This window comes from Streptomyces sp. NPDC101237 (assembly GCF_044767465.1).
In the GTDB taxonomy this organism is placed as follows: domain Bacteria; phylum Actinomycetota; class Actinomycetes; order Streptomycetales; family Streptomycetaceae; genus Streptomyces; species Streptomyces gramineus.
Map to the genome: position 1 here is coordinate 16,519 of NZ_JBIWNY010000034.1, position 20,744 is coordinate 37,262.

At 72.2% G+C, this 20,744-nt stretch carries 16 protein-coding genes and 1 pseudogene; 7 read left to right on the plus strand and 10 right to left on the minus strand.

From position 1 onward, the window contains the following. Positions 1 to 122: 122 nt before the first annotated feature. Positions 123 to 716 (plus strand): isopentenyl-diphosphate Delta-isomerase, encoded by a 594-nt coding sequence (gene idi / locus ACIRQ9_RS35205; RefSeq protein ID WP_351314608.1) that lies wholly within the window; start codon positions 123 to 125, stop codon positions 714 to 716. Between the two features lie 6 nt (positions 717 to 722). Here idi and ACIRQ9_RS35210 read toward each other — a convergent pair whose 3' ends face one another. After that, complete coding sequence (locus ACIRQ9_RS35210) at positions 723 to 1,217, minus strand: ATP-binding protein (RefSeq protein WP_404183202.1); 495 nt, start codon at positions 1,215 to 1,217, stop codon at positions 723 to 725. Positions 1,218 to 1,467: 250 nt separating this feature from the next. Here ACIRQ9_RS35210 and ACIRQ9_RS35215 point away from each other — a divergent pair, with 250 nt between their 5' ends. Then, positions 1,468 to 2,223, plus strand: a complete 756-nt coding sequence (locus tag ACIRQ9_RS35215; protein WP_404183071.1) for an enoyl-CoA hydratase/isomerase family protein — start codon at positions 1,468 to 1,470, stop codon at positions 2,221 to 2,223. Here the strand turns inward: ACIRQ9_RS35215 and ACIRQ9_RS35220 are convergent. Continuing rightward, complete coding sequence (locus ACIRQ9_RS35220) at positions 2,195 to 2,845, minus strand: DJ-1/PfpI family protein (protein ID WP_404183074.1); 651 nt, start codon at positions 2,843 to 2,845, stop codon at positions 2,195 to 2,197. The two genes, ACIRQ9_RS35215 and ACIRQ9_RS35220, sit on opposite strands and share 29 nt — an antisense overlap. 7 nt (positions 2,846 to 2,852) lie before the next feature. Next, positions 2,853 to 3,821, minus strand: coding sequence for a GlxA family transcriptional regulator (locus tag ACIRQ9_RS35225; RefSeq protein WP_404183077.1), 969 nt, complete (start codon positions 3,819 to 3,821; stop codon positions 2,853 to 2,855). Positions 3,822 to 3,959: 138 nt separating this feature from the next. Here ACIRQ9_RS35225 and ACIRQ9_RS35230 point away from each other — a divergent pair, with 138 nt between their 5' ends. Continuing rightward, entirely contained in the window at positions 3,960 to 4,829 is an 870-nt protein-coding gene (locus tag ACIRQ9_RS35230; protein WP_404183080.1) for a hypothetical protein, read from the plus strand. A gap of 122 nt (positions 4,830 to 4,951) precedes the next feature. Further along, on the plus strand, positions 4,952 to 7,354 hold the full coding sequence (locus ACIRQ9_RS35235) for a Tex family protein (protein WP_404183083.1): 2,403 nt from the start codon (positions 4,952 to 4,954) through the stop codon (positions 7,352 to 7,354). 144 nt (positions 7,355 to 7,498) lie between these two features. Here the strand turns inward: ACIRQ9_RS35235 and ACIRQ9_RS35240 are convergent, their stop codons facing one another. Continuing rightward, positions 7,499 to 9,139, minus strand: a complete 1,641-nt coding sequence (locus tag ACIRQ9_RS35240; RefSeq protein WP_404183086.1) for an ABC-F family ATP-binding cassette domain-containing protein — start codon at positions 9,137 to 9,139, stop codon at positions 7,499 to 7,501. A 73-nt stretch (positions 9,140 to 9,212) separates the two neighbouring features. Then, a pseudogene (locus ACIRQ9_RS35245) lies at positions 9,213 to 9,565 on the minus strand (hypothetical protein); the annotation flags it as partial. A gap of 24 nt (positions 9,566 to 9,589) precedes the next feature. Between ACIRQ9_RS35245 and ACIRQ9_RS35250 the strand changes: the two are divergent. Further along, positions 9,590 to 10,558 carry an FAD-dependent oxidoreductase gene (locus tag ACIRQ9_RS35250; RefSeq protein ID WP_404183089.1) on the plus strand — a complete coding sequence of 323 codons (969 nt, stop codon included), beginning with the start codon at positions 9,590 to 9,592 and terminating at the stop codon, positions 10,556 to 10,558. A 4-nt stretch (positions 10,559 to 10,562) separates the two neighbouring features. Here ACIRQ9_RS35250 and ACIRQ9_RS35255 read toward each other — a convergent pair whose 3' ends face one another. Further along, a complete protein-coding gene (locus ACIRQ9_RS35255; RefSeq protein ID WP_404183092.1) occupies positions 10,563 to 12,518 on the minus strand; it encodes a Xaa-Pro dipeptidyl-peptidase in 1,956 nt (651 codons plus the stop codon). A 221-nt stretch (positions 12,519 to 12,739) separates the two neighbouring features. Between ACIRQ9_RS35255 and ACIRQ9_RS35260 the strand changes: the two genes are divergently transcribed. After that, entirely contained in the window at positions 12,740 to 14,218 is a 1,479-nt protein-coding gene (locus tag ACIRQ9_RS35260) for a M1 family metallopeptidase (RefSeq protein ID WP_404183095.1), read from the plus strand. Between the two features lie 39 nt (positions 14,219 to 14,257). On the opposite strand, the gene ACIRQ9_RS35265 is transcribed toward ACIRQ9_RS35260, so the two are convergent. Together ACIRQ9_RS35265 and ACIRQ9_RS35270 are read right to left on the minus strand one after the other, a co-directional pair. Then, positions 14,258 to 14,779 (minus strand): macro domain-containing protein, encoded by a 522-nt coding sequence (locus tag ACIRQ9_RS35265; protein WP_404183098.1) that lies wholly within the window; start codon positions 14,777 to 14,779, stop codon positions 14,258 to 14,260. 42 nt (positions 14,780 to 14,821) lie between these two features. Continuing rightward, positions 14,822 to 16,291: an amino acid permease gene (locus tag ACIRQ9_RS35270; RefSeq protein WP_404183100.1), complete on the minus strand. Its 1,470-nt coding sequence runs from the start codon at positions 16,289 to 16,291 to the stop codon at positions 14,822 to 14,824. Between the two features lie 264 nt (positions 16,292 to 16,555). Between ACIRQ9_RS35270 and ACIRQ9_RS35275 the strand changes: the two genes are divergently transcribed. Next, positions 16,556 to 17,281 carry a MerR family transcriptional regulator gene (locus ACIRQ9_RS35275; RefSeq protein ID WP_404183205.1) on the plus strand — a complete coding sequence of 242 codons (726 nt, stop codon included), beginning with the start codon at positions 16,556 to 16,558 and terminating at the stop codon, positions 17,279 to 17,281. Positions 17,282 to 17,308: 27 nt separating this feature from the next. On the opposite strand, the gene ACIRQ9_RS35280 is transcribed toward ACIRQ9_RS35275, so the two are convergent. Further along, the gene (locus ACIRQ9_RS35280; protein ID WP_404183103.1) at positions 17,309 to 19,486 is read right to left on the minus strand and encodes a 3-hydroxyacyl-CoA dehydrogenase NAD-binding domain-containing protein; all 2,178 of its coding nucleotides are present in this window, start codon (positions 19,484 to 19,486) and stop codon (positions 17,309 to 17,311) included. A 40-nt stretch (positions 19,487 to 19,526) separates the two neighbouring features. Continuing rightward, on the minus strand, positions 19,527 to 20,741 hold the full coding sequence (locus ACIRQ9_RS35285; RefSeq protein ID WP_404183107.1) for an acetyl-CoA C-acetyltransferase: 1,215 nt from the start codon (positions 20,739 to 20,741) through the stop codon (positions 19,527 to 19,529). Positions 20,742 to 20,744 lie beyond the last annotated feature (3 nt).

The following is a 20,744-nucleotide window of genomic DNA, read 5'->3' on the forward strand; positions in this document are numbered from 1 at the left end:
TTCGTACCCGTAGGGCACGATCAACTACCGGGTCCCTCTTCCGGCGTGCCCGTGCCGGGAAGTGCCGGGAGTGTCGGATTCGTACGGCAGACTTGGTGCGAGGACCGAGGCGAAGGATGGGTATGCCGATCACACCTGCCACCGCGACGCACAGCACGTCGGAGGGCACAACGGACGCGATCTTGCTCGAACTCGTCGACGAGAAGGGTGTGACCATCGGGACCGCGGAGAAGCTGGCCGCGCACCAGCCACCCGGGCAGCTGCACCGGGCCTTCTCCGTCTTCCTCTTCGACGAACAGGGCAGACTCCTGCTCCAGCAGCGGGCGCTGGCGAAGTACCACTCCCCCGGCGTGTGGTCCAACACCTGCTGCGGCCACCCCTACCCCGGTGAGGCCCCCTTCGCGGCCGCGGCCCGCCGCACCTTCGAGGAGCTGGGGGTCTCCCCCTCGCTGCTCGGCGAGGCGGGCACGGTCCGCTACAACCACCCGGACCCGGCCTCCGGGCTGGTCGAGCAGGAGTACAACCACCTGTTCGTCGGCATGGTGCAGGCGGCGCTCGCGCCGGACCCGGAGGAGGTCGGGGAGACCGCCTTCGTGACGGCCGCCGAACTCGCCGAGCGGCACGCCCGGGACCCCTTCTCGGCGTGGTTCATGACCGTGCTGGACGCGGCCCGTCCGGCGATCAGGGAGCTGACGGGCCCGTCCGCGGGCTGGTGAGCGGCCTCACGGCAGCGTCGCGGGTTTGAGCGGCAGGGCGGCCCAGATCACCTTGCCGCCGCTCGCCGTGTGCTCCACGTCCACGACCCCGCCCGCCTCCCAGGCCACCTCCCGTACCAGCAGCAGTCCCCGGCCGCCGGTCTGCCCGTGGTCGGCCTCCAGCGCGGTCGGGCGGTAGGGGTGGTTGTCCTCCACCGACACCCGCACCCACTCGGCGCCGACGGCGACCTCGACGGCCAGCACCGGCGACAGCAGCGCCGCGTGCTTGACCGCGTTGGTGACCAGCTCGGAGACGATCAGCAACAGTCCGTACTCCAGGTCCTCGGAGACCGGGACGCCCTGCCGCTGGAGCAGGTCCCGTACGGCGCGCCGCGCCTGCGGGACCGAGGCGTCCACGGCGGCGGCGGTGAACCGCCAGACCCCTTCGTACGGCAGCGGTTCCGGCGCCTGAGGGCCGCCTCCCTCTGGACGCGGGTATTGCCCACGCCCGTGGTTCTCCATCGTCCGGTCGCCACCCTCGCGCTCGATTGTCACCACACGACGAGTGTTGGCAACGACCCCCTCCGCCCCGGATGACTGAACACAAGTCAGCAACTATCGAACGATTCTGACCGTCGACGCGTGACAAGGTCGGTTGAACGACCGCTCCTGTTCCAGAAATGCCGACTTTCTGCACTATTACGGTTGTACTGCAACACCCGGGCGGGGCCGCCCCGGTCCGGGGCGGCGTCACGCCGATACCATCCGGGCCATGGAGCCCCACCTCGCCCACCAGGTCACCGGCGCCGTCGCCACGGTGGTCATCCACAACCCGGCCAAGCGCAACGCGATGACCGCGGCCATGTGGCGTGCCCTGCCGCCCCTTCTCGACGGGCTGTCGGGCGATCCGGACGTCCGGGTCCTCGTGCTGACCGGCGAGGGCGCGACCTTCTGCGCCGGTGCCGACATCTCCAGCCTCCAGGGCTCCCCCGCCGAGGCACAGTCCCTCGCGGTCGCCGCCGAGGAGGCGCTCGCCGCGTTCCCCAAGCCGACGCTCGCCGCGGTCCGCGGCCACTGCGTCGGCGGCGGTTCGCAGCTCGCGGCCGCCTGCGACCTGCGGTTCGCCGAGGAGGGCGCGCTCTTCGGCGTGACGCCCGCCCGGCTCGGGATCGTCTACCCGGCCTCCTCCACCCGCCGCCTGGTCTCCCTGGTCGGGCCGGCCGCCACCAAGTACCTGCTGTACTCCGGCGAACTGATCGGCACCGAGCGGGCGCTGCGCACCGGCCTGGTCGACGAGGTGCTGCCACAGGGCGGACTGGCCGGACGGGTGGAGGAGTTCGCGCGGATCCTGACCGCGCGCTCCCAGCTGACGCAGGCGGCGGCGAAGGAGTTCGCCGACGGGCGCACCGACCGCGACGAGCACTGGACCGCGCAGGCGCGGGGCAGCGGCGACGCCGCCGAGGGCGTCGCCGCGTTCCTGGAGCGCCGCAGGCCCGGCTTCAGCTGGGCTGTTCCCGGCCGAGGATGAACCGGCTTTGGGAGCGGAGCAGTTCGACCACCTCGGCCGGTGCCCGCCGCGGCGAACCCGCGTCGTAGGGCGGCCGCGGGTCGTACTCGATCCCGAGCTGCACGGTCTGGGCGACGGCGTCCCCGGCGATCCGGCCGAGCAGGGCGAGCCCCATGTCGATGCCGGAGGAGACGCCGGCGGCGGTGACGTACTTGCCGTCGGTGACGACCCGTTCGCCCGTCGGTTCGGCGCCGTACCGCCGCAGTTCCTCCAGGGCCAGCCAGTGCGAGGTCGCGCGGCGGCCGTCCAGGAGGCCGGCGGCGGCGAGCAGGAGGGAACCGGTGCACACCGACGTGGTCCAGGTGCTGGCGGCGTCGGCGGCGCGGATCCAGTCCAGGAGCGCGCGGTTGCCCATCTGCGGGGTCTGGCCCGGGCCGCCGGGAACGACCAGGACGTCGGGGCTCGGCACGTCGGCGAGGCTCTTCCCGGCGACCAGGGCGAGGGTGCCGTTGTCGGTGCGCACGGGGCCCGCCTCCTCGGCGACGAAGACGGTCTCGGACTCCGGGAGGCGGCCCAGGGTCTCGTACGGGCCCACGGCATCCAGGGCGGTGAAGCGGTCGAAGAGGACGATCGCGATCTGCATGGCACTCCTAACGGGGCGGGAAGGCCGGGGCGGGGCTGAACCTGCGCCGGTACTCGGCGGGACTCGCGCCGAGCCCTCGGAGGAAGGCACGGCGCATCGCTTCGGGCGTGCCGTAGCCGCTGGCGCGGGAGACCTCCTCGACGCCGTCGCCGGTGTCCTCAAGGAGCCGCCGGGCGTGTTCCAGCCGGACCCGGTCGACGTAGCGGCCGGGTGTGGTGCCGGTCTCGGCCTGGAAGGCGCGGGCGAAGTGACGGGGCGAGAGCGCGGCACGGGCGGCCAGCGCCTCCACGCTCAGATCGCCGTCCGGATGTTCGGTGATCCAGTGCTGGACCTCCCGGAGCGGTTCGCGCCGGGCGGTCTGGGCGGCCAGCTGGGCGCTGAACTGGGCCTGGTTGCCGGGCCTGCGCAGGAAGACCACCAGATGCCGGGCCACGGTGAGCGCCACGTCGCGGCCCAGGTCCTCCTCGACGAGGGCGAGCGCGAGGTCGATGCCGGAGGTGACGCCGGCCGAGGTGGCGACCCGGCCGTCCCTGACGTAGATCGGGTCGGGGTCGACGTCGACGGCCGGATGGTCGCGCGCCAGCTTGTCGCAGTACGCCCAGTGGGTGGTGGCCCGGTGGCCGTCCAGGAGTCCGGCCTCGGCGAGCAGGACGGCTCCGGTGCACACGGAGACGAGCCGTGCGGTGCGCGGGCCGTGCGCGCGCAGCCAGTCGACCAGCGCCGGGTCGGGGCGCCGGGTGCCCTGACCGCCGGGCACCAGGAGCGTGTGGGCCGCGGGCGCCCCGGCCAGCGCCGAGTCCGGTACGACGGTCAGCCCGCTGGAGGTGCGCACGGGCGCGCCGTCCAGGGAGGCCGTACGGATCCGGTAGCTGCCCGGTGTCTGCAGCTCGGCGCCCGCGAAGACCTCCACGGGGCCGGTGACGTCGAGACTCTGGACGCCGTCGAAGAGGACGACGAGTACGGTTCGCTGCGCCATGGAACCGATTGTTCGCCGAGGGGGCGATGGCCGCAATGACGGGTTCCCCACCTTTTCTGCCATGTCGCGGCGAAGACCGTGATGTTGGGACGCGCACGGCACTGGAGTCCGTACCGACCAGTCGGTAACGTGCTCGCCATGACCCCTGCCGTCCTCGAGCCGCGCGCCGGCCGCCGCTGTCACACCCTGCTCAACTCCCTGCACGCGACCCACTTCTTCAGCCCCGAGCTGGCCGAGGAACTGGCGGCGCTCGGGGTGACCCATCCGCGGGCCGTCAACTTCGCGGTGCGGGCCGCCGCGTTGGGGCCGGTCGGGCCGGGCACGGTGACGGCCACGTTCTACAACTACAAGTACGACCTGGTGGCCCGGCACGTCCCGGCCGTCTGGCGGACCGCCTCGCCCGCCGACGTCCTCGCCGCACGCGCGCGTGCCGTGGACGCCTCGATGCGGCGGCTGCTCGGCGCCGACGCGGTGGCCTCGGCGGAGATGGCCGAGGCCGCGGCACTCGCGCTGCGCGCCACCGAGGCGTGCTCCCGCTCCGGCCGCCCGCTCTACGCCGCGCACGCCGATCTGCCGGTGCCCGAGGAGCCGCACCTCGCCTACTGGCACGCCGCCACCCTGCTGCGCGAGCACCGCGGCGACGGCCACCTCGCGACGCTGCTCGCGGCCGGCCTGGACGGTCTGGAGGCCGTGGTGACCCACACCGCGACCGGCAAGGGCATGACCCCCAAGTGGGTGCTCGCCACGCGCGGCTGGAGCCGGGCGGACTGGGACGCGGCGGTGCTGCGGCTGCGCGAGCGCGGGCTGCTCGACGAGGCGGGCGAACCGACCGGGGCGGGAGCGGCCCTGCGGACGGAGATCGAGGCGGAGACGGACCGGCTGGACCGGGCTCCCTACGCACACCTGGGACCCGAAGGAGTGGCCCGGCTGACCGAACTGGCCAGGGAGTTCGCGGCGGCGGCCCTCGCCGCCGGCGCCTTTCCGGCCGATCTGGTCGGCAAGGGGTGAAAGCGGCCGGCTGAGCGTCCCCGCGGCGACTTCGTGTCGCGGAACGGCGCCCTGGGGCCCGGTTGTCGGTGTCACCTGCCACAATTGCCGCGCAACCTCAGTGGAGAAGGCGGTACGGGATCGTGACGACACCCGGGTCCCTGGTTCCAGGGTCCATCGAAGGCAGGATCGCCGAGGAGCTCGGCGTACGGGAGCGGCAGGTCAAGGCTGCCGTGGAGCTGCTCGACGGCGGTTCGACGGTGCCCTTCATCGCCCGCTACCGCAAGGAAGCGACCGAGATGCTCGACGACGCGCAGCTGCGCACGCTCGAGGAGCGGCTGCGCTACCTGCGGGAGCTGGAGGACCGCCGGACGGCGATCCTGGAGTCGGTGCGCGAGCAGGGCAAGCTCACCGAGGAGCTGGAGGCGCAGATCCGCGGCGCCGAGACCAAGGCGCGGCTGGAGGACATCTACCTGCCGTACAAGCCGAAGCGGCGCACCAAGGCGCAGATCGCGCGGGAGGCCGGCCTGGAGCCGCTGGCCGACGGGCTGCTCGGCGACCCGACGGTGGAACCGCAGGCCGCGGCCGCCGCGTTCGTGGACGCCGACAAGGGCGTCGCCGATCCGCAGGCGGCCCTGGAGGGCGCCCGCGCGATCCTCACCGAGCGGTTCTCCGAGGACGCCGACCTGATCGGCGAGCTGCGCGAACGCATGTGGGTGCGCGGCCGGCTGGCGGCGAAGGTACGGGAAGGCAAGGAGGAGTCGGGCGCCAAGTTCGCCGACTACTTCGACTTCGCCGAGCCGTTCACCGCGCTGCCCTCGCACCGCGTCCTGGCGATGCTGCGCGGCGAGAAGGAGGAGGTCCTCGACCTCGTCCTGGAGCCGGAGGAGGCGACCGAGGGGCCGTCGTCGTACGAGGGCATCGTCGCCCACCGGTTCGGGATCGCCGACCGGGGCCGGGCGGCCGACAAGTGGCTGACGGACACGGTCCGCTGGGCCTGGCGCACCCGCCTGCTGGTCCACCTCGGCATCGACCTGCGGCTGCGGCTGCGCACGGCCGCCGAGGACGAGGCGGTCGACGTCTTCGCGGCCAACCTGCGCGACCTGCTGCTCGCGGCACCGGCCGGCACCCGCGCCACCCTGGGCCTGGACCCCGGTTTCCGTACCGGTGTGAAGGTCGCCGTCGTCGACGCCACCGGCAAGGTCGTCGCCACCGACGTCATCTACCCGCACGTCCCGGCCAACAAGTGGGACGAGGCGCTGGCCAAGCTGGCCCGGCTCGCCACCGAGCACGCGGTCGAGCTGGTCGCGATCGGCAACGGCACGGCGTCCCGCGAGACCGACAAGCTCGCCGGTGACCTCATCACCCGGCACCCGGAGCTGAAGCTCACCAAGGTGATGGTGTCGGAGGCCGGCGCGTCGGTGTACTCCGCGTCCGCGTTCGCCTCCCAGGAGCTGCCCGGCATGGACGTGTCGCTGCGCGGCGCCGTCTCCATCGCCCGCCGGCTCCAGGACCCGCTCGCCGAGCTGGTGAAGATCGACCCGAAGTCCATCGGTGTCGGCCAGTACCAGCACGACCTGTCCGAGGTGAAGCTGTCACGGTCGCTGGACGCGGTGGTGGAGGACTGCGTGAACGGCGTGGGCGTGGACGTGAACACCGCGTCGGCGCCGCTCCTGTCCCGGGTCTCCGGCATCACCTCGGGTCTCGCCGAGAACATCGTGGCGCACCGCGACGCCAACGGCCCGTTCACCTCCCGGAACCAGCTGAAGAACGTGGCGCGGCTCGGCCCGAAGGCGTACGAGCAATGCGCCGGCTTCCTGCGCATCCGCGGCGGCGACGACCCGCTGGACGCGTCGAGTGTCCACCCCGAGGCGTACCCCGTGGTGCGGCGCATGGTGAAGGCGTCCAACCAGGAGGTGGCGGCGCTCATCGGCAACACGGCGGTGCTGCGCTCGCTGAAGCCGGGCGACTTCGTGGACGAGACGTTCGGTCTGCCGACCGTCGGCGACATCCTCAGGGAGCTGGAGAAGCCCGGCCGCGACCCGCGCCCGGCCTTCAGGACGGCCACCTTCAAGGAAGGGGTCGAGAAGATCTCCGACCTGTCCTCCGGCATGATCCTGGAGGGGGTCGTCACGAACGTGGCGGCGTTCGGCGCGTTCATCGACATCGGCGTCCACCAGGACGGTCTGGCCCACGTCTCCGCGCTGTCGAAGACGTTCGTCAAGGACCCGCGGGACGTGGTGAAACCCGGCGACATCGTCAAGGTGAAGGTCCTGGACATCGACGTCCCGCGCAAGCGGATCTCGCTGACCCTGCGGCTGGACGACGAGGCCGCGCCCCAGGGCGGCGGGAAGCCGGGTGAAGGCGGCGAGCGGCGCCAGCGCGGCGGGCGCCCGCCGCAGCAACGCCAGCAGGGCGGCGGCGGACGCGGCGGCCAGGGCCAGGGCGGCGGTGCCCGGCAGGCCCCGGCACCCGCCAACAGCGCGATGGCCGACGCCCTGCGCCGGGCAGGCCTGCTGGACGGCGGGAAGAAGGGCAGGCGCTGACCCTGCCCTCCGGGGCGGGGAGCCGCCGAGCCGTCGCCGTGGCGGTGCGCGTGCCGTGGACGCATCCCGCGTACACGGCACGCGCGCCGCGGTGGACGGCTTGCGCGCCGCCGTCGCCGCCCGACGGGCCGCGCCGGGTCCGGGCTAGCGCTCGGTGACCTTGCCCGCCGCGACCTCCAGGCGGCGGGTCACGTGCACCGCGTCGAGCATGCGGCGGTCGTGCGTGACCAGCAGGAGGGTGCCCTCGTAGGAGTCGAGGGCGGACTCCAGCTGTTCGATCGCGGGCAGGTCGAGGTGGTTCGTCGGCTCGTCCAGGACGAGCAGGTTGACGCCGCGGCCCTGGAGCAGCGCGAGCGCGGCGCGGGTCCGTTCGCCGGGTGACAGGGTCGCGGCCGAGCGCCTGACGTGGTCCTGCTTGAGCCCGAACTTCGCCAGCAGGGTACGGACTTCGACCGGTTCGGTGTCCGGGACGGCCGCGCCGAAGGCGTCCAGCAGGGTCTCGGTGCCGTGGAAGAGCTTGCGGGCCTGGTCGACCTCTCCGACCACGACCCCCGAGCCGAGCGCGGCGTGCCCCGCGTCCAGCTCCACACGGCCCAGCAGGGCGGCGAGCAGGGTCGACTTGCCGGATCCGTTCGCGCCGGTCACCGCGACCCGGTCGGCCCAGTCGATCTGCAGGGTCACCGGTCCGAAGGCGAAGTCACCGCGGCGCAGTTCGGCGTCGCGCAGGGTGGCCACCACCGAACCGGAGCGCGGGGCCGCCGCGATCTCCATGCGCAGCTCCCACTCCTTGCGCGGCTCGTCGACCACGTCCAGGCGTTCGATCATGCGCTGGGTCTGGCGGGCCTTGGCGGCCTGCTTCTCGCTGGCCTCGCTGCGGAACTTGCGGCCGATCTTGTCGTTGTCGTTGCCCGCCTTGCGCCGGGCGTTCTTGACGCCCTTGTCCATCCAGGAGCGCTGCGTCTGCGCGCGGTCCTGGAGGGCGGCCCGCTTGTCGGCGTACTCCTCGTAGTCCTCGCGGGCGTGCCGCCGGGTCGTGTCGCGTTCCTCCAGGTAGGCGTCGTAGCCGCCGCCGTAGAGGTTGATCTGTCCCTGGGCGAGGTCGAGTTCGAGCACCTTGGTGACGGTGCGGGTGAGGAACTCGCGGTCGTGGCTGACGACGACCGTGCCGGCGCGCAGGCCGGTCACGAAGCGTTCGAGCCGTTCCAGGCCGTCCAGGTCGAGGTCGTTGGTGGGCTCGTCGAGGAGGAAGACGTCGTAGCGGGACAGGAGCAGGGAGGCGAGGCCCGCGCGGGCGGCCTGGCCGCCGGAGAGGGAGATCATCGGCTGGTCGAGGTCGACGGCCAGGCCGAGGGAGTCGGCGACCTCCGCGGCGCGCTCCTCCAGGTCGGCGCCGCCGAGGCCGAGCCAGCGTTCCAGGGCGGTGGCGTAGGCGTCGTCGGCGCCCGGTGCCCCGTCGACCAGGGCCTGGGTCGCCTCGTCCATCACGCGCTGGGCCTCGGCGACCCCGGTGCGGCGGGCCAGGAAGGCGCGCACGGTCTCGTCCGGCCGGCGCTCCGGCTCCTGGGGCAGGTGGCCGACGGCCGCGGTCGGCGGGGAGAGCCGCACCTCGCCCTGTTCCGGCGCGGTGAGTCCGGCGAGCAGGCGGAGCAGGGTGGACTTGCCCGCGCCGTTGGCACCGACCAGCCCGATCACGTCGCCGGGGGCGACGACGAGGTCGAGCCCGGCGAAGAGGGAGCGGTCGCCGTGCCCGGCGGCGAGGTTCTTGGCGACGAGAGTGGCAGTCATCAGGAGGCCGATCCTAATGCGCCGCGGGCACGCCCCGAGCCCGGTCTCCGGCCGGTCAGGCCGTCACGGCCGCCGCCGGAACGCTCTCGGTGTCGCCGGGGATGTCGGCGCCGGTGCCGATGGCGCGCAGGTCCGCCGCCGGCTTGGCGAGGAGGGCGACACGAGCGCCGATCAGCAGGACCCGGCGGCCCGGCGGCGGACCTGGGTGGTGAAGATCGCGGGCGGGACGTCGGAGGCGAGCGGGGGGACGGCGTCCGGGCCGGGGAGCCGGAAGGGCAGCGGGGACCCGTCGACGACGAAGTCCACGAAGTCCCGGTGGACCTCGTGGCCGCCGCCGGCGCGCGTCGCCGGAGCCGGCCCGAGGGTCGCGTTTGCGGCGGACCTGCTGTGCGTTTTCCCCGCGGCCGGCCGGGCTGAGCGCAGCATGACATGGTCGGCTAGCGTCCCGGCATGGACCGTGAGCTGAGTGGTGACGTGATCGTGGTCGGTGGCGGGGTCGTCGGGCTGACCACGGCGGTGGTGCTGGCCGAGCGCGGACGGCGGGTGCGGGTCTGGGCCCGGGAGAGCGGCGGGCGTACGACCTCGGCGGTCGCGGGCGGCCTGTGGTGGCCGTACCGCATCGAGCCGGAGCGGCTGGTAGGCGAGTGGGCGCTCACCTCGCTGGCGGTGTACACGGAGTCGGCGGAGCGGTCCGCGCGGACGGGCGTACGCCTGGTCGAGGGTGTGCACGACGGGCTGCGGCTGGACGGGCTGGGTTCCTGGGCGGCGCGGGTGCCGGGCCTCGCCGACACCGCCGAAGGGCTCTCGGCGCGGCTGCCGTTGATCGACATGCCGGTCCATCTCGCCTGGCTGCGCGAGCGGTTGGAGAAGGCGGGCGGGACGGTCGAGGAGCGGGAGGTGCGCGCGCTGGGCGAGGTTCCGGCCGCGGTCGTGGTCAACTGCACCGGTCTCGGTGCCCGTTCGCTGGTCCCCGATCCGTCGGTGCGTCCGGTGCGCGGGCAGCTGGTCGTGGTGGAGAACCCGGGGGTCGACACCTGGTACACCTCGGTCGACGCACCCGCGGACGAGTCCGCGACGGCCGGCGAGGGCGTCTCCGCCTACTTCTTCCCGCAGCCCGGCGGGCTGATCCTCGGCGGCACGGCGCACGAGGACGCCTGGTCCCTGGAGCCGGATCCGGCCGTCGCGGCCGGGATCGTGGCGCGGTGCGCGGCGGTCCGGCCGGAGATCGCCGGGGCGCGCGTGCTGGAGCACCGCGTGGGGCTGCGGCCGTACCGGGACACGGTCCGGCTGGAGCGTGAAGTCCTGCCGGACGGGCGGGTGCTGGTGCACAACTACGGGCACGGCGGGGCCGGGGTCACGGTGGCCTGGGGCTGTGCCCTGCAGGCGGCCGGGCTGGTGGATCCGGGCCCGGCCGCCTGAGCGGTCAGCTCGCCGGGACCCGCCGCACGGTGTGCGGGACGCGCACTCCGGTCAGCCGGCCGGCGCCGGGAGCGGTCCAGCGGGCGCCGGTCGCGCGGGTGAACGCGGGGGCTCCGCCGACGAGCGGGACCTCGGCCGCGGTACGGGACAGGTCCAGGGTGAGCGTCGGTGTCGTGGACGGCGGATCGATGAGGTCCTTGTCCGTGCCCGCGACGATCAGCGCCAGGCGGTGTCCCTTGGGTACGACGTGGTCGGTGGCCGCCAGGTCGAGGGTGATCGTGTACGTGCGGCCCGGGGTGAGCGGGACGCCGTGGCCGGGGTCGGCGTAGGTGCCGAGGTCGGCCCAGCCGCGGCTGAAGACGGTGTAGTCGACGGCCTTGGTCTTCGCCGCGGTTCTCAGGAAGCAGGCGCTGTCACCGGCCGTGCTCTCGCCCCAGCAGGTGCGGTCGGTGAGGGTGGTGATGCCCTCGGCGCCGTCGGCGTAGTCCCGGATGGTGTCGGGGCCGAGGTCGACCAGGACGGCGGTCAGGTGGGCCGTCGAGGTGGTCGGGGTGGCGGTGACCGTGACCTCGGACGACCCGGACAGCCGCAGGTCCCGGGTGAGCGGCGCGGTGAGGAAACCGGCCTTGTCGGCGGTCGGGGTGGCGAGCTGGGCCGCCCAGTCGGTCTCGCTCTGCGCCGGGTCGTCGGTGAACGTCTCGGTCCCGAAGCCGCGCTTCACCCCGAGGGTGCCCACCCCTGCCCGGGTGCCGGCGGCGGGCCGCAGGGTGGTGGCCGTGGTGCCGCGCGGCGGCCAGACGGAGGAGGTCACCCACTGGTCGGGGTGGCGTTCGACGTCGGCCATCGGTTCGCGGTCGATGCCGTTGTCGTAGCCGAGGAGTTCGTGGTCGAACCAGCGGTGCAGGGTGTCGACCCAGGCGCCGCGCCGGTAGTCGAAGGGGTCGACGTGCCCGGTCTGGGAGAGCCAGATCTTGCGCTCGACGCCGTTCTTGGCGAGGGCGTCCCACCACTGGCCGAAGTTCTTGGTGCGGACGTTGAGGTCCTGCATGCCGTGCACGAGGAAGACGCTGGCCTTCACCTTGGACGCGTCCTTGACGTAGTCGCGTTCGGTCCACAGGCCGGTCCAGTCGCCGGTGCGCGGGGCGCCGTCGACCAGCTTCTGCTGGACGGCGCCGCACTTGGCGTAGGCGTCGTCGCTCTCCACCGCGCCGGCCAGCCAGTCGGGCCCGGAGTCGTACAGCGGGGCCCCCTGGGCGAAGTAGTAGTCGTACCAGGAGGAGATGGAGCTGATCGGGACGATCGTCCTGAGGCCCTTGACGCCGGTCGCGGCGACGCCGTTGGCGATGGTGCCGTCCCAGCTCTTGCCGATCATGCCGGTTCTGCCGTTGGTCCAGGTCGCCTTGACCGCCGTGCCGCCGGTGCGGCTGCTGTAGGCCTTGGCACGGCCGTTCAGCCAGTCGACGACGGCCTTCGCGGACTGGATGTCCGAGCGGCCGCCGACGTCGACGCAGCCGTCGGAGCGGTTGGTGCCGGCCAGGTCGACGCCGACGACGGCGTAGCCGCGGGGCACGAAGTAGTTGTCGTAGAACAGCGGCATCCGGACGACGTTCCCGGCGGCGTCGTACGTCTTGAGCTGGCTCTCGTTGCCGCGTCCGCAGCAGGAGTAGTAGGGGCTGGCGTCCATGATGACCGGCACCTTGCGGCCCTGGGCGGCGGGTTCGGCGGGCCGGACGATGTCGGCGGCCACCCGGTCGGTCCTGCCGTCGCCGTCGGAGTCGAGGCCGGTGTCCACCCAGACGGCCTCGCGGATGGCGCCGGCGTAGGAGTAGACGGGCCGGCTCTCGCGCGGGCCCCGGCCGGCCGCCTGGGCGGCGACGGGGCTGAGGAAGGCGGCCGCCAGGGCCGCGACGACCGCGATGACGAACGGTCTCCAGGTCGTGAAGCGCGTACGTTTCGGCATGCGGCGGACGCTACCCCGGTCAACTCCCGCGCAAAAGACGGCACCTGAGTGACCGAAGGATCTGATTGCGGCCGAATGGCGATCGTGTGACACCGGGGGCCGTGGACAGGCGAGGGGCCACAGGGACTCAATAGGCTCCGAACAGTTTCCCTGCTCCGTCGACCTGGTGTTCCGCCCGCGCGTGGCGGGACGCCTCGGCCCCCTACCGATCTGGAGTTCTCGTGCACCGCAGAATCCTCGCGCCCGGCGCACTGGCGGCGGCCTCCCTCCTGCTGGCGGTCCCGGCGTCGGCCGCGGGCCACAGCCCCGGCGCGCCGGGCATCGGCGACCCCTACTACCCGTACTACGGCAACGGCGGGTACGACGTCTCCCACTACGACCTGCGCCTGCAGTACCAGCCGGCCACCGACGAGCTGTCGGGCACCGCGACGATACTGGCGCGCACCACGCAGGACCTGTCCAGCTTCGACCTGGACTTCCTGCTGGACGTGAGCGAGGTGCGGGTCAACGGCGCGAAGGCCGCCTTCACCACCTCCGGGCAGCACGAGCTGGTCGTCACCCCGGCGTCGCCGCTGGACAAGGGCACGCCGGTCACGGTCGTGGTCCGCTACAGCGGGGTGCCGTCCACGAAGAGCGCGTACGGCTTCAGTACCTGGCACCGCACGCCTGACGGGGCGGTGGCGGCGGACGAGCCCGAGTCCGCCTGGTGGTGGTATCCCAGCAACGACCACCCGCTGGACAAGGCGACCTACGACGTCTCGGTCGCCGTCCCGGACGGCACCCAGGTCGTCTCCAACGGGCTGCTCCAGTCGAGCAGTTCGCAGCGCGGCTGGACCCGCTACAACTGGCGTCAGAACAAGCCGCAGGCGACCTATCTGACCACCCTGGCCGTAGGGAGGTTCGACATCACGAGGAGCACCTCCGAGGGCGGGGTGCCGGTCGTGAACGCCTACAGCAGGGACCTCGGCGACAACGACGGGGCGGCCCGGGCGAGCGTGGAGCGCACCGGGGAACTCGTGGACTGGCTCTCCGGCTACTTCGGGCCGTACCCGTTCAGCTCGGCCGGCGGGTACGTGCCGAACACGACGACGGGGTATGCGCTGGAGACGCAGAGCCGCGTGTACTACAGCCCCAGGCAGTTCGCGAACGGCTCCAACACCTCCGTGGTGGTGCACGAGCTGGCGCACCAGTGGTACGGCGACGACGTCTCCCTCAAGGGCTGGAAGGACATCTGGCTCAACGAGGGCTTCGCCCGGTACGCGCAGTGGCTGTGGTCCGAGCACGAGGGCGAGGGCACGACGCAGGAACTGGCCGACTACGTGTACGCGTCGCACCCGGCCGACGACCCGTTCTGGACGGTCAGGCCCGGGGATCCGGGCCCGGACGACCAGTTCGACATCGCCGTCTACGACCGCGGGGCGCTGGCGGTGCAGGCGCTGCGGAACGCGGTCGGTGACGACGCGTTCTTCACGATCCTGAAGGGCTGGCCGAAGGAGCACGCGTACGGCAACGCGTCGGTGGCCGACTTCGAGCAGTACGCCGAGAAGGTGTCAGGGAAGTCGCTGTCGGCGCTGTTCGACACGTGGCTGTTCGAACCGACGAAGCCGGTGACGCCGGCGGCGACCGCGCTCAGGGCGGCGGCGACGCCGGTCCAGCCGAAGTCCTGGAAGAAGATCGAGGCCACGAACGACGTGCACTAGCCGGTCGCCGGGTGCGCCGCACGGGGAACCGCGGACCGGTCACGGCCGGTCACGCGGTTCCCCGCGCCCCTGCCGGGACGTGTCCTCGCCGTGGTCGTAGACGGTGACCGGGACGCGGCGGGCCGCCAGACGCCGGGCTGTCAGCGGTTCGACGCGCGACCAGGTCCCGCCCGCCAGACCGCAGCCTATGCGGGGCATGTGGACGGAGGCGCCCAGTTCCAGCGCCTTGCCGGCCAGCGTGTCCAGCGCCGTGTCGATCGCCTCGTAGCGGACCGGGGCGCCCTTGCCGCCGGTTCGGATGCCGTGCTGGCCGATCATGTTGGCCACCCACAGGTGGTGGCCGACTTCGACCAGCTGGACCGCGCCCAGGGCGAAGTCGTTGCCCGCCCGGTCGCGGTGCCAGGCCCGGTAGGCCTTCTCCGGTTCCGGCCAGCGGCGCGAGAGCGCCAGGACGAAGCCCCTCCCCCAGCCGCCCGTGTCGTTGCAGACATGGGCGATCACCTTGACGCCCTCGCCCGACGGAGCGGTGGCGTCACCCCGGACATACGTGATCTGCGACATGACGCCACCGTAGACGACACCACTGACAAGGGCGTCGGCCTGCTACTTCGTGAGCTGTGACGGTTCCTGGCCGGCGGTCTGGGAGACCCGGCGGCGGACTCCGAACCAGCCCGCCACCAGCAGGACGGCGATGATCGGGATCAGCAGGAGGGTCTTGCGGCCCACCTCCGCGTCGTTCCACATCATGCCGAGGCAGACCATCAGGAAGGCGATCGTGGCGATCTCGGTGTACGGGCTGAAGCGGAGGCGGAACGACGGCCGGTCGACCAGTCCCTCCTTGGCCCGGCGGACGAAGATCAGGTGGCAGATCATGATGATCACCCAGGTGCTGATGATGCCGAGGGAGGCGACGTTCAGCACGATCTCGAAGGCCTGGCTGGGCACCAGGTAGTTCAGCACGACACCGAGCACGCAGACCGCGCAGGTCAGCAGGATGCCGCCGTAGGGGACCTGGCTGCGGTTCATGCGGGAGGTGAACTTCGGCGCCGACCCGGCCACCGCCATGGAGCGCAGGATGCGGCCGGTGGAGTAGAGGCCGGAGTTGAGCGAGGACATCGCGGCGGTCAGGACCACCAGGTTCATGACGTCACCGGCACCCGAGATCCCGACCTTGGAGAGCACCGTCACGAAGGGGCTCTCGTCGGCGGAGTACACCGAGCCGGGCAGCAGCAGCGCCAGCAGGACGACCGAACCGACGTAGAAGACGCCGACCCGCCACATGATCGAGTTCACCGCGCGCGGGACGACCTTCTCCGGCTCGGCGGTCTCGCCGGCCGCGACACCGACCAGTTCCAGCGCCGCGTACGCGAAGATCACGCCCTGCATGACCAGGACGACCGGCATCAGGCCGTGCGGCAGGACGCCGCCGTGGTCGTCGATGACGCTCAGGCCCGGGGTCCGGCCGTCGACCTTGTGCTGGGTGGCCAGGAGGAAGATGCCGATCAGCATGAAGCCGACCAGGGTGGCGACCTTGATGATTGCGAACCAGAACTCCATCTCGCCGAAGATCTTCACCGAGATGAGGTTCACCGTGAGCACCACGGCCAGCGCGATCAGCGCGAGCGTCCACTGCGGGATGCTGGTGAACATGCTCCAGTAGTGCGTGTAGAGCGCGATCGCGGTGATGTCGGCGATGCCGGTCGTCGACCAGTTGAGGAAGTACATCCAGCCGGCGACGTAGGCGCCCTTCTCGCCCAGGAACTCGCGCGCGTACGACACGAAGGATCCGGACGACGGGCGGTACAGGACCAGCTCGCCGAGGGCGCGGACGACGAAGAAGGCGAAGATTCCGCAGACCAGGTAGGCCAGCGCGAGGGCCGGGCCGGCGTTGTGGAGGCGTCCTCCGGCGCCGAGGAAGAGGCCCGTGCCGATCGCGCCGCCGATGGCGATCATGTTGACGTGGCGGGCCTTGAGGTCCTTGCTGTAGCCGGCGTCGCCCGCGTCCGCGGGCGTCTGTGCCGCGTCGGTCCGGGTGGCGACGGCCTGTGCCGTGTCCACGGCGTTCTTGCTCACAGGTGGTTTCCACTCTCTGGTGCGCCCGAGCGGATCACGCTCGGGTGTCCGGACGTTCTCGGTCGGCGCGCTCGGTGGATGGCACAGACCAAGGTGCCAGTTTCCCCCGGTCCCCTTCGCGTATGCGATGGCGCAGGTCACACAGCGGCACTTCTCACAAGATGGTGATCATGTCATGTGTGTGAACAAGTGACGAACAAACGATCATTCGCGGCATGGCGGTGCCGGTGTCACAGTGCCGCTGTGACAGCGATACTGCTGCGCATGACGACCGACACCGACAGCACGTCCGGCAAGCCGGCGCTCACCATCGACGAGCTGGCCGCCCGGGCCGGCACCACCGTGCGCACGGTCCGGTTCTACGGCACCAAGGGCCTGCTCCCGCCGCCGGTGATCGGTGCCCGCCGGGTGGGCCACTACGGACCCGGGCATCTGGCCCGGCTCGCGCTCATCGAGGAGCTTCGGCTCCAGGGCATGAGCCTGGCGGCGATCGAACGCTACCTGCACCGGCTGCCGCCCGGACTCACCGACGGGGACCTGGCCATCCACCGGGCCGTCGTCGCCTCCTGGGCCCCGGACACCGAGGAGCGGGTCGGCGCCGCGGAGCTGCGCCGCCGGGCCGGACGTCCGCTGGACGACGGGGACGTCGAGCGGCTCGTCGCGATGGACGCCGTACGGCCGGACGGCGACGCCTACCGCATCGACCCGGCCCTGTTCCGGCTCGCGGTCCAGCTCCTGGACCTGCCGCTGTCCGAGGAGGCGATCCTCGCCGCGCGCACGGTGCTGATCGAGCACTCGCGCGCGGCCGCCCACGCGCTGGCGCAGTTGTTCCGGGCGGAGGTGGCGGAGCGGACCGACGAGGACGTGAGGTCCCTGTCCGCCGATGTGCGGCCGCTGGTGGTCCAGGCACTGCTGACCACGTTCCAGCGCTCGCTCCGGCACGAGGTGCACCAGTGGCTCGCCGGACAGGAGGAGTCCCGGCCCTCCTGAGACGTGGGCCGGGACGGGACGGTCCGGTCAGCGGGCGTCCGTGAAGGTCTCCCCCTTGTCCGCCTTCTCCACCAGCAGGGCGGGCGGGGCGAAGCGGTCGCCGTAGGTCTCCGCCAGCTCGCGCGCGCGGGCCACGAAGCCGGGCAGGCCGCCCTCATAGCCGTTGACGTACTGGAGGACACCACCGGTCCAGCCCGGGAAGCCGATGCCGAACAGCGATCCGATGTTGGCGTCGGCGACCGAGGTCAGGACGCCTTCCTCCAGCAGGCGCACGGTGTCCAGCGCCTCGGCGAAGAGCATCCGCTCCTGCATGTCCCGGAACGGGATCTCGTGGCCGGGCTTCGTGAAGTGCTCGCGCAGGCCAGGCCAGAGCCCGGCGCGCTTGCCGTCCTCGGCGTAGTCGTAGAACCCGGCGCCGCCGCTGCGGCCGGGCCGCCCGAACTCGTCGACCATGCGGTCGACGACCGCCTCGGCCGGGTGCGCGGCCCAGGTGCCGCCGGCCTCCTCGACGGCCAGCTTCGACTCGCGGCGGATCTTCTGCGGCAGGGTGAGGGTCAGCTCGTCCATCAGGGAGAGCACCTTGGCCGGGTAGCCGGCCTGCGCCGCGGCCTGCTCGACGGAGGCGGGCTCGATGCCCTCGCCGACCATGGCGACGCCCTCGTTGATGAAGTGGCCGATCACGCGGGAGGTGAAGAAGCCGCGCGAGTCGTTGACGACGATCGGCGTCTTGTTGATCTGCCGGACCAGGTCGAAGGCGCGCGCCAGGGCCTCGTCACCGGTGCGCTCGCCCTTGATGATCTCCACGAGCGGCATCTTGTCGACGGGCGAGAAGAAGTGCAGGCCGATGAAGTCCTCCTGGCGCTCGACCCCCTCGGCGAGGGCGGTGATGGGGAGCGTGGAGGTGTTGGAGCACAGCAGGGCGTCGGGCGCGACGACCGACTCGATCTCCTCGAACACCTTGTGCTTGAGCGCGGTGTCCTCGAAGACGGCCTCGATGACCGCGTCGCAGCCGGCGAGGTCCCGCGGGTCGGCGGTGGGCGTGATCCGGGCGAGCAGCGCGTCCGCCTTCTCCTGGCTGGTGCGGCCCTTGGCGACGGCCTGGGCGCACAGCTTCTCGGAGTAGCCCTTGCCCTTGTGCGCGGCCTCGGCGGAGACGTCCTTGAGGACGACGTCGATGCCCGCGCGGGCGCACGAGTAGGCGATCCCGGCGCCCATCATGCCCGCGCCGAGGACGGCGACCTTGGTGACCTTGCGGGGCTCGACGCCCTGCGGCCGGTTGGCGCCGGAGTTGACGGCCTGCAGGTCGAAGAAGAACGCCTGGATCATGTTCTTCGAGATCTGGCCTGCGGCCAGCTCCACGAAGTAACGGGCCTCGATGACCTGGGCGGTCTCGAAGTCGACCTGGCTGCCCTCGACGGCGGCGGCGAGGATGCGGCGCGGCGCCGGGTAGGGGGCGTTGCCGGTCTGCTTGCGCAGCGAGGCGGGGAAGGCGGGCAGGTTGGCCGCGAACTTCGGGTTGGCCGGGGTGCCGCCGGGGATCCGGTAGCCCGGGACGTCCCACGGCTGGTGGGACTCGGGGTGGGCGTCGATGAAGGCGCGGGCCTTGGCGAGGAGGTCCTCGGGGCTGTCGGCGACCTCGTGGACCAGGCCGTTCTCCTGGGCCCTGCGGGCGTTGTACTGGGTGCCCTGGAGGAGGACCTTCAGCAGCGCGTCGGCGATGCCCAGCAGGCGGACGGTGCGCACGACACCGCCGCCGCCCGGGAGCAGGCCGAGGGTGACCTCGGGGCAGCCGATCTTCGTACCGGGCGTGTCGAGGGCGACGCGGTGGTGGCAGGCGAGGGCGAGTTCGAAGCCGCCGCCGAGGGCCGCGCCGTTGATGGCGGCGACCACGGGCTTGCCGAGGGTCTCGATGCGGCGCAGGTTGCGCTTGATGGCGAGGCCGCCGTCGAAGAGGTCCTGGGCGGTCTCGGGGGTGACCCGGATGAGGTCGCGCAGGTCGCCGCCGGCGAAGAAGGTCTTCTTGGCGGAGGTGAAGACGACGCCGCGGATCGAGTCCCGCTCGGCCTCCAGGCGGTCGGCGACCGCGGCGAGGGACTCGACGAAGGCCGCGTTCATGGTGTTGGCGGACTGGTTCGGGTCGTCCAGGACCAGGGTGACGACACCGGTGTCGTCCTTCTCCCAGCGGATGGTGGTGCTCTCGGTCATGTGAGGGTCTCCGTGAGGTCTCTTGGTTCCGCCGGGGTGGTCAGACGCGCTCGACGATCGTGGCGATGCCCATGCCGCCGCCCACGCACAGGGTGGCCAGCCCGTACCGCTTGTCCTGGCGCTCCAGCTCGTCCACGAGGGAGCCGAGGATCATGGCGCCGGTGGCGCCGAGCGGGTGGCCGAGCGCGATGGCGCCGCCGTTGACGTTGACCTTGTCCAGGGACAGGCCCATGTCCTTGACGAAGCGCAGCACGACCGCAGCGAACGCCTCGTTGATCTCGACCAGGTCGATGTCGTCGATGGTGAGGCCGGCCTTGGCGAGGGCCTTGCGGGTGGCCGGGGCGGGGCCGGTGAGCATGATGGTCGGCTCGGAGCCGGAGACGGCGGCCGCGATGATCCGGGCGCGCGGGGTGAGGCCGTGGCGCTCGCCGATCTCCTTCGAGCCGATGGCGACCAGGGAGGCGCCGTCGACGATGCCGGAGGAGTTGCCCGCGTGGTGGACGTGGTCGATCTTCTCCACCCAGTGGTACTTCTGCAGCGCGACCGCGTCGAAGCCGCCGAGTTCGCCGATGTCGGCGAAGGAGGGCTTGAGCTTGGCGAGGGAGTCGGCGGTGGTGCCGGGGCGCAGGTGCTCGTCGTGGTCGAGGACGACGAGGCCCGCGCGGTCCCTGACGGGGACCACGGACCGGTCGAAGCGGCCCTCCTTGACGGCCGTCGCCGCGCGTTCCTGGGAGAGCGCCGCGTACTCGTCGACGTCGCGCCGGGAGAAGCCCTCGATGGTGGCGATCAGGTCGGCGCCGATGCCCTGCGGCACGAAGTTCGTGGCCAGGTTGGTCATCGGGTCGTTGAACCAGGCGCCGCCGTCGGAGGCCATCGGCACCCGGGACATGGACTCGACGCCGCCCGCGAGGACGAGGTCCTCGAAGCCCGAACGGACCTTGGCGGCGGCCATGTTCACGGCTTCGAGGCCCGAAGCGCAGAACCGGTTCTCCTGGACGCCGGCGACGGTGTCGGGCAGGCCGGCGGCGATCGCGGCGATCCGCGCGATGTCGGAGCCCTGGTCGCCGACCGGGCCGACGACTCCGAGCACGATGTCGTCGATCGCGGCCGGGTCCAGGCCCGGGAAACGGTGCTGGATCTCGTGGATCAGACCGACGACCAGGTCGATGGGCTTCGTGCCGTGCAGGGCGCCGTTCGCCTTGCCGCGGCCGCGCGGGGTGCGGATCGCGTCGTACACGTACGCTTCGGTGCTCACTGA

Bases quoted from the DNA above. Each gene is read 5' to 3' on its own strand.
- ACIRQ9_RS35210 (WP_404183202.1), bottom strand. From the start codon at position 1,217: ATGGAGAACCACGGGCGTGGGCAATACCCGCGTCCAGAGGGAGGCGGC.
- ACIRQ9_RS35240 (WP_404183086.1), bottom strand. From the start codon at position 9,139: ATGACTGCCACTCTCGTCGCCAAGAACCTCGCCGCCGGGCACGGCGAC.
- ACIRQ9_RS35250 (WP_404183089.1), top strand. From the start codon at position 9,590: ATGGACCGTGAGCTGAGTGGTGACGTGATCGTGGTCGGTGGCGGGGTC.
- ACIRQ9_RS35225 (WP_404183077.1), bottom strand. From the start codon at position 3,821: ATGGCGCAGCGAACCGTACTCGTCGTCCTCTTCGACGGCGTCCAGAGT.
- ACIRQ9_RS35220 (WP_404183074.1), bottom strand. From the start codon at position 2,845: ATGCAGATCGCGATCGTCCTCTTCGACCGCTTCACCGCCCTGGATGCC.
- idi (WP_351314608.1), top strand. From the start codon at position 123: ATGCCGATCACACCTGCCACCGCGACGCACAGCACGTCGGAGGGCACA.
- ACIRQ9_RS35215 (WP_404183071.1), top strand. From the start codon at position 1,468: ATGGAGCCCCACCTCGCCCACCAGGTCACCGGCGCCGTCGCCACGGTG.
- ACIRQ9_RS35230 (WP_404183080.1), top strand. From the start codon at position 3,960: ATGACCCCTGCCGTCCTCGAGCCGCGCGCCGGCCGCCGCTGTCACACC.
- ACIRQ9_RS35265 (WP_404183098.1), bottom strand. From the start codon at position 14,779: ATGTCGCAGATCACGTATGTCCGGGGTGACGCCACCGCTCCGTCGGGC.
- ACIRQ9_RS35280 (WP_404183103.1), bottom strand. From the start codon at position 19,486: ATGACCGAGAGCACCACCATCCGCTGGGAGAAGGACGACACCGGTGTC.
- ACIRQ9_RS35255 (WP_404183092.1), bottom strand. From the start codon at position 12,518: ATGCCGAAACGTACGCGCTTCACGACCTGGAGACCGTTCGTCATCGCG.
- ACIRQ9_RS35275 (WP_404183205.1), top strand. From the start codon at position 16,556: ATGACGACCGACACCGACAGCACGTCCGGCAAGCCGGCGCTCACCATC.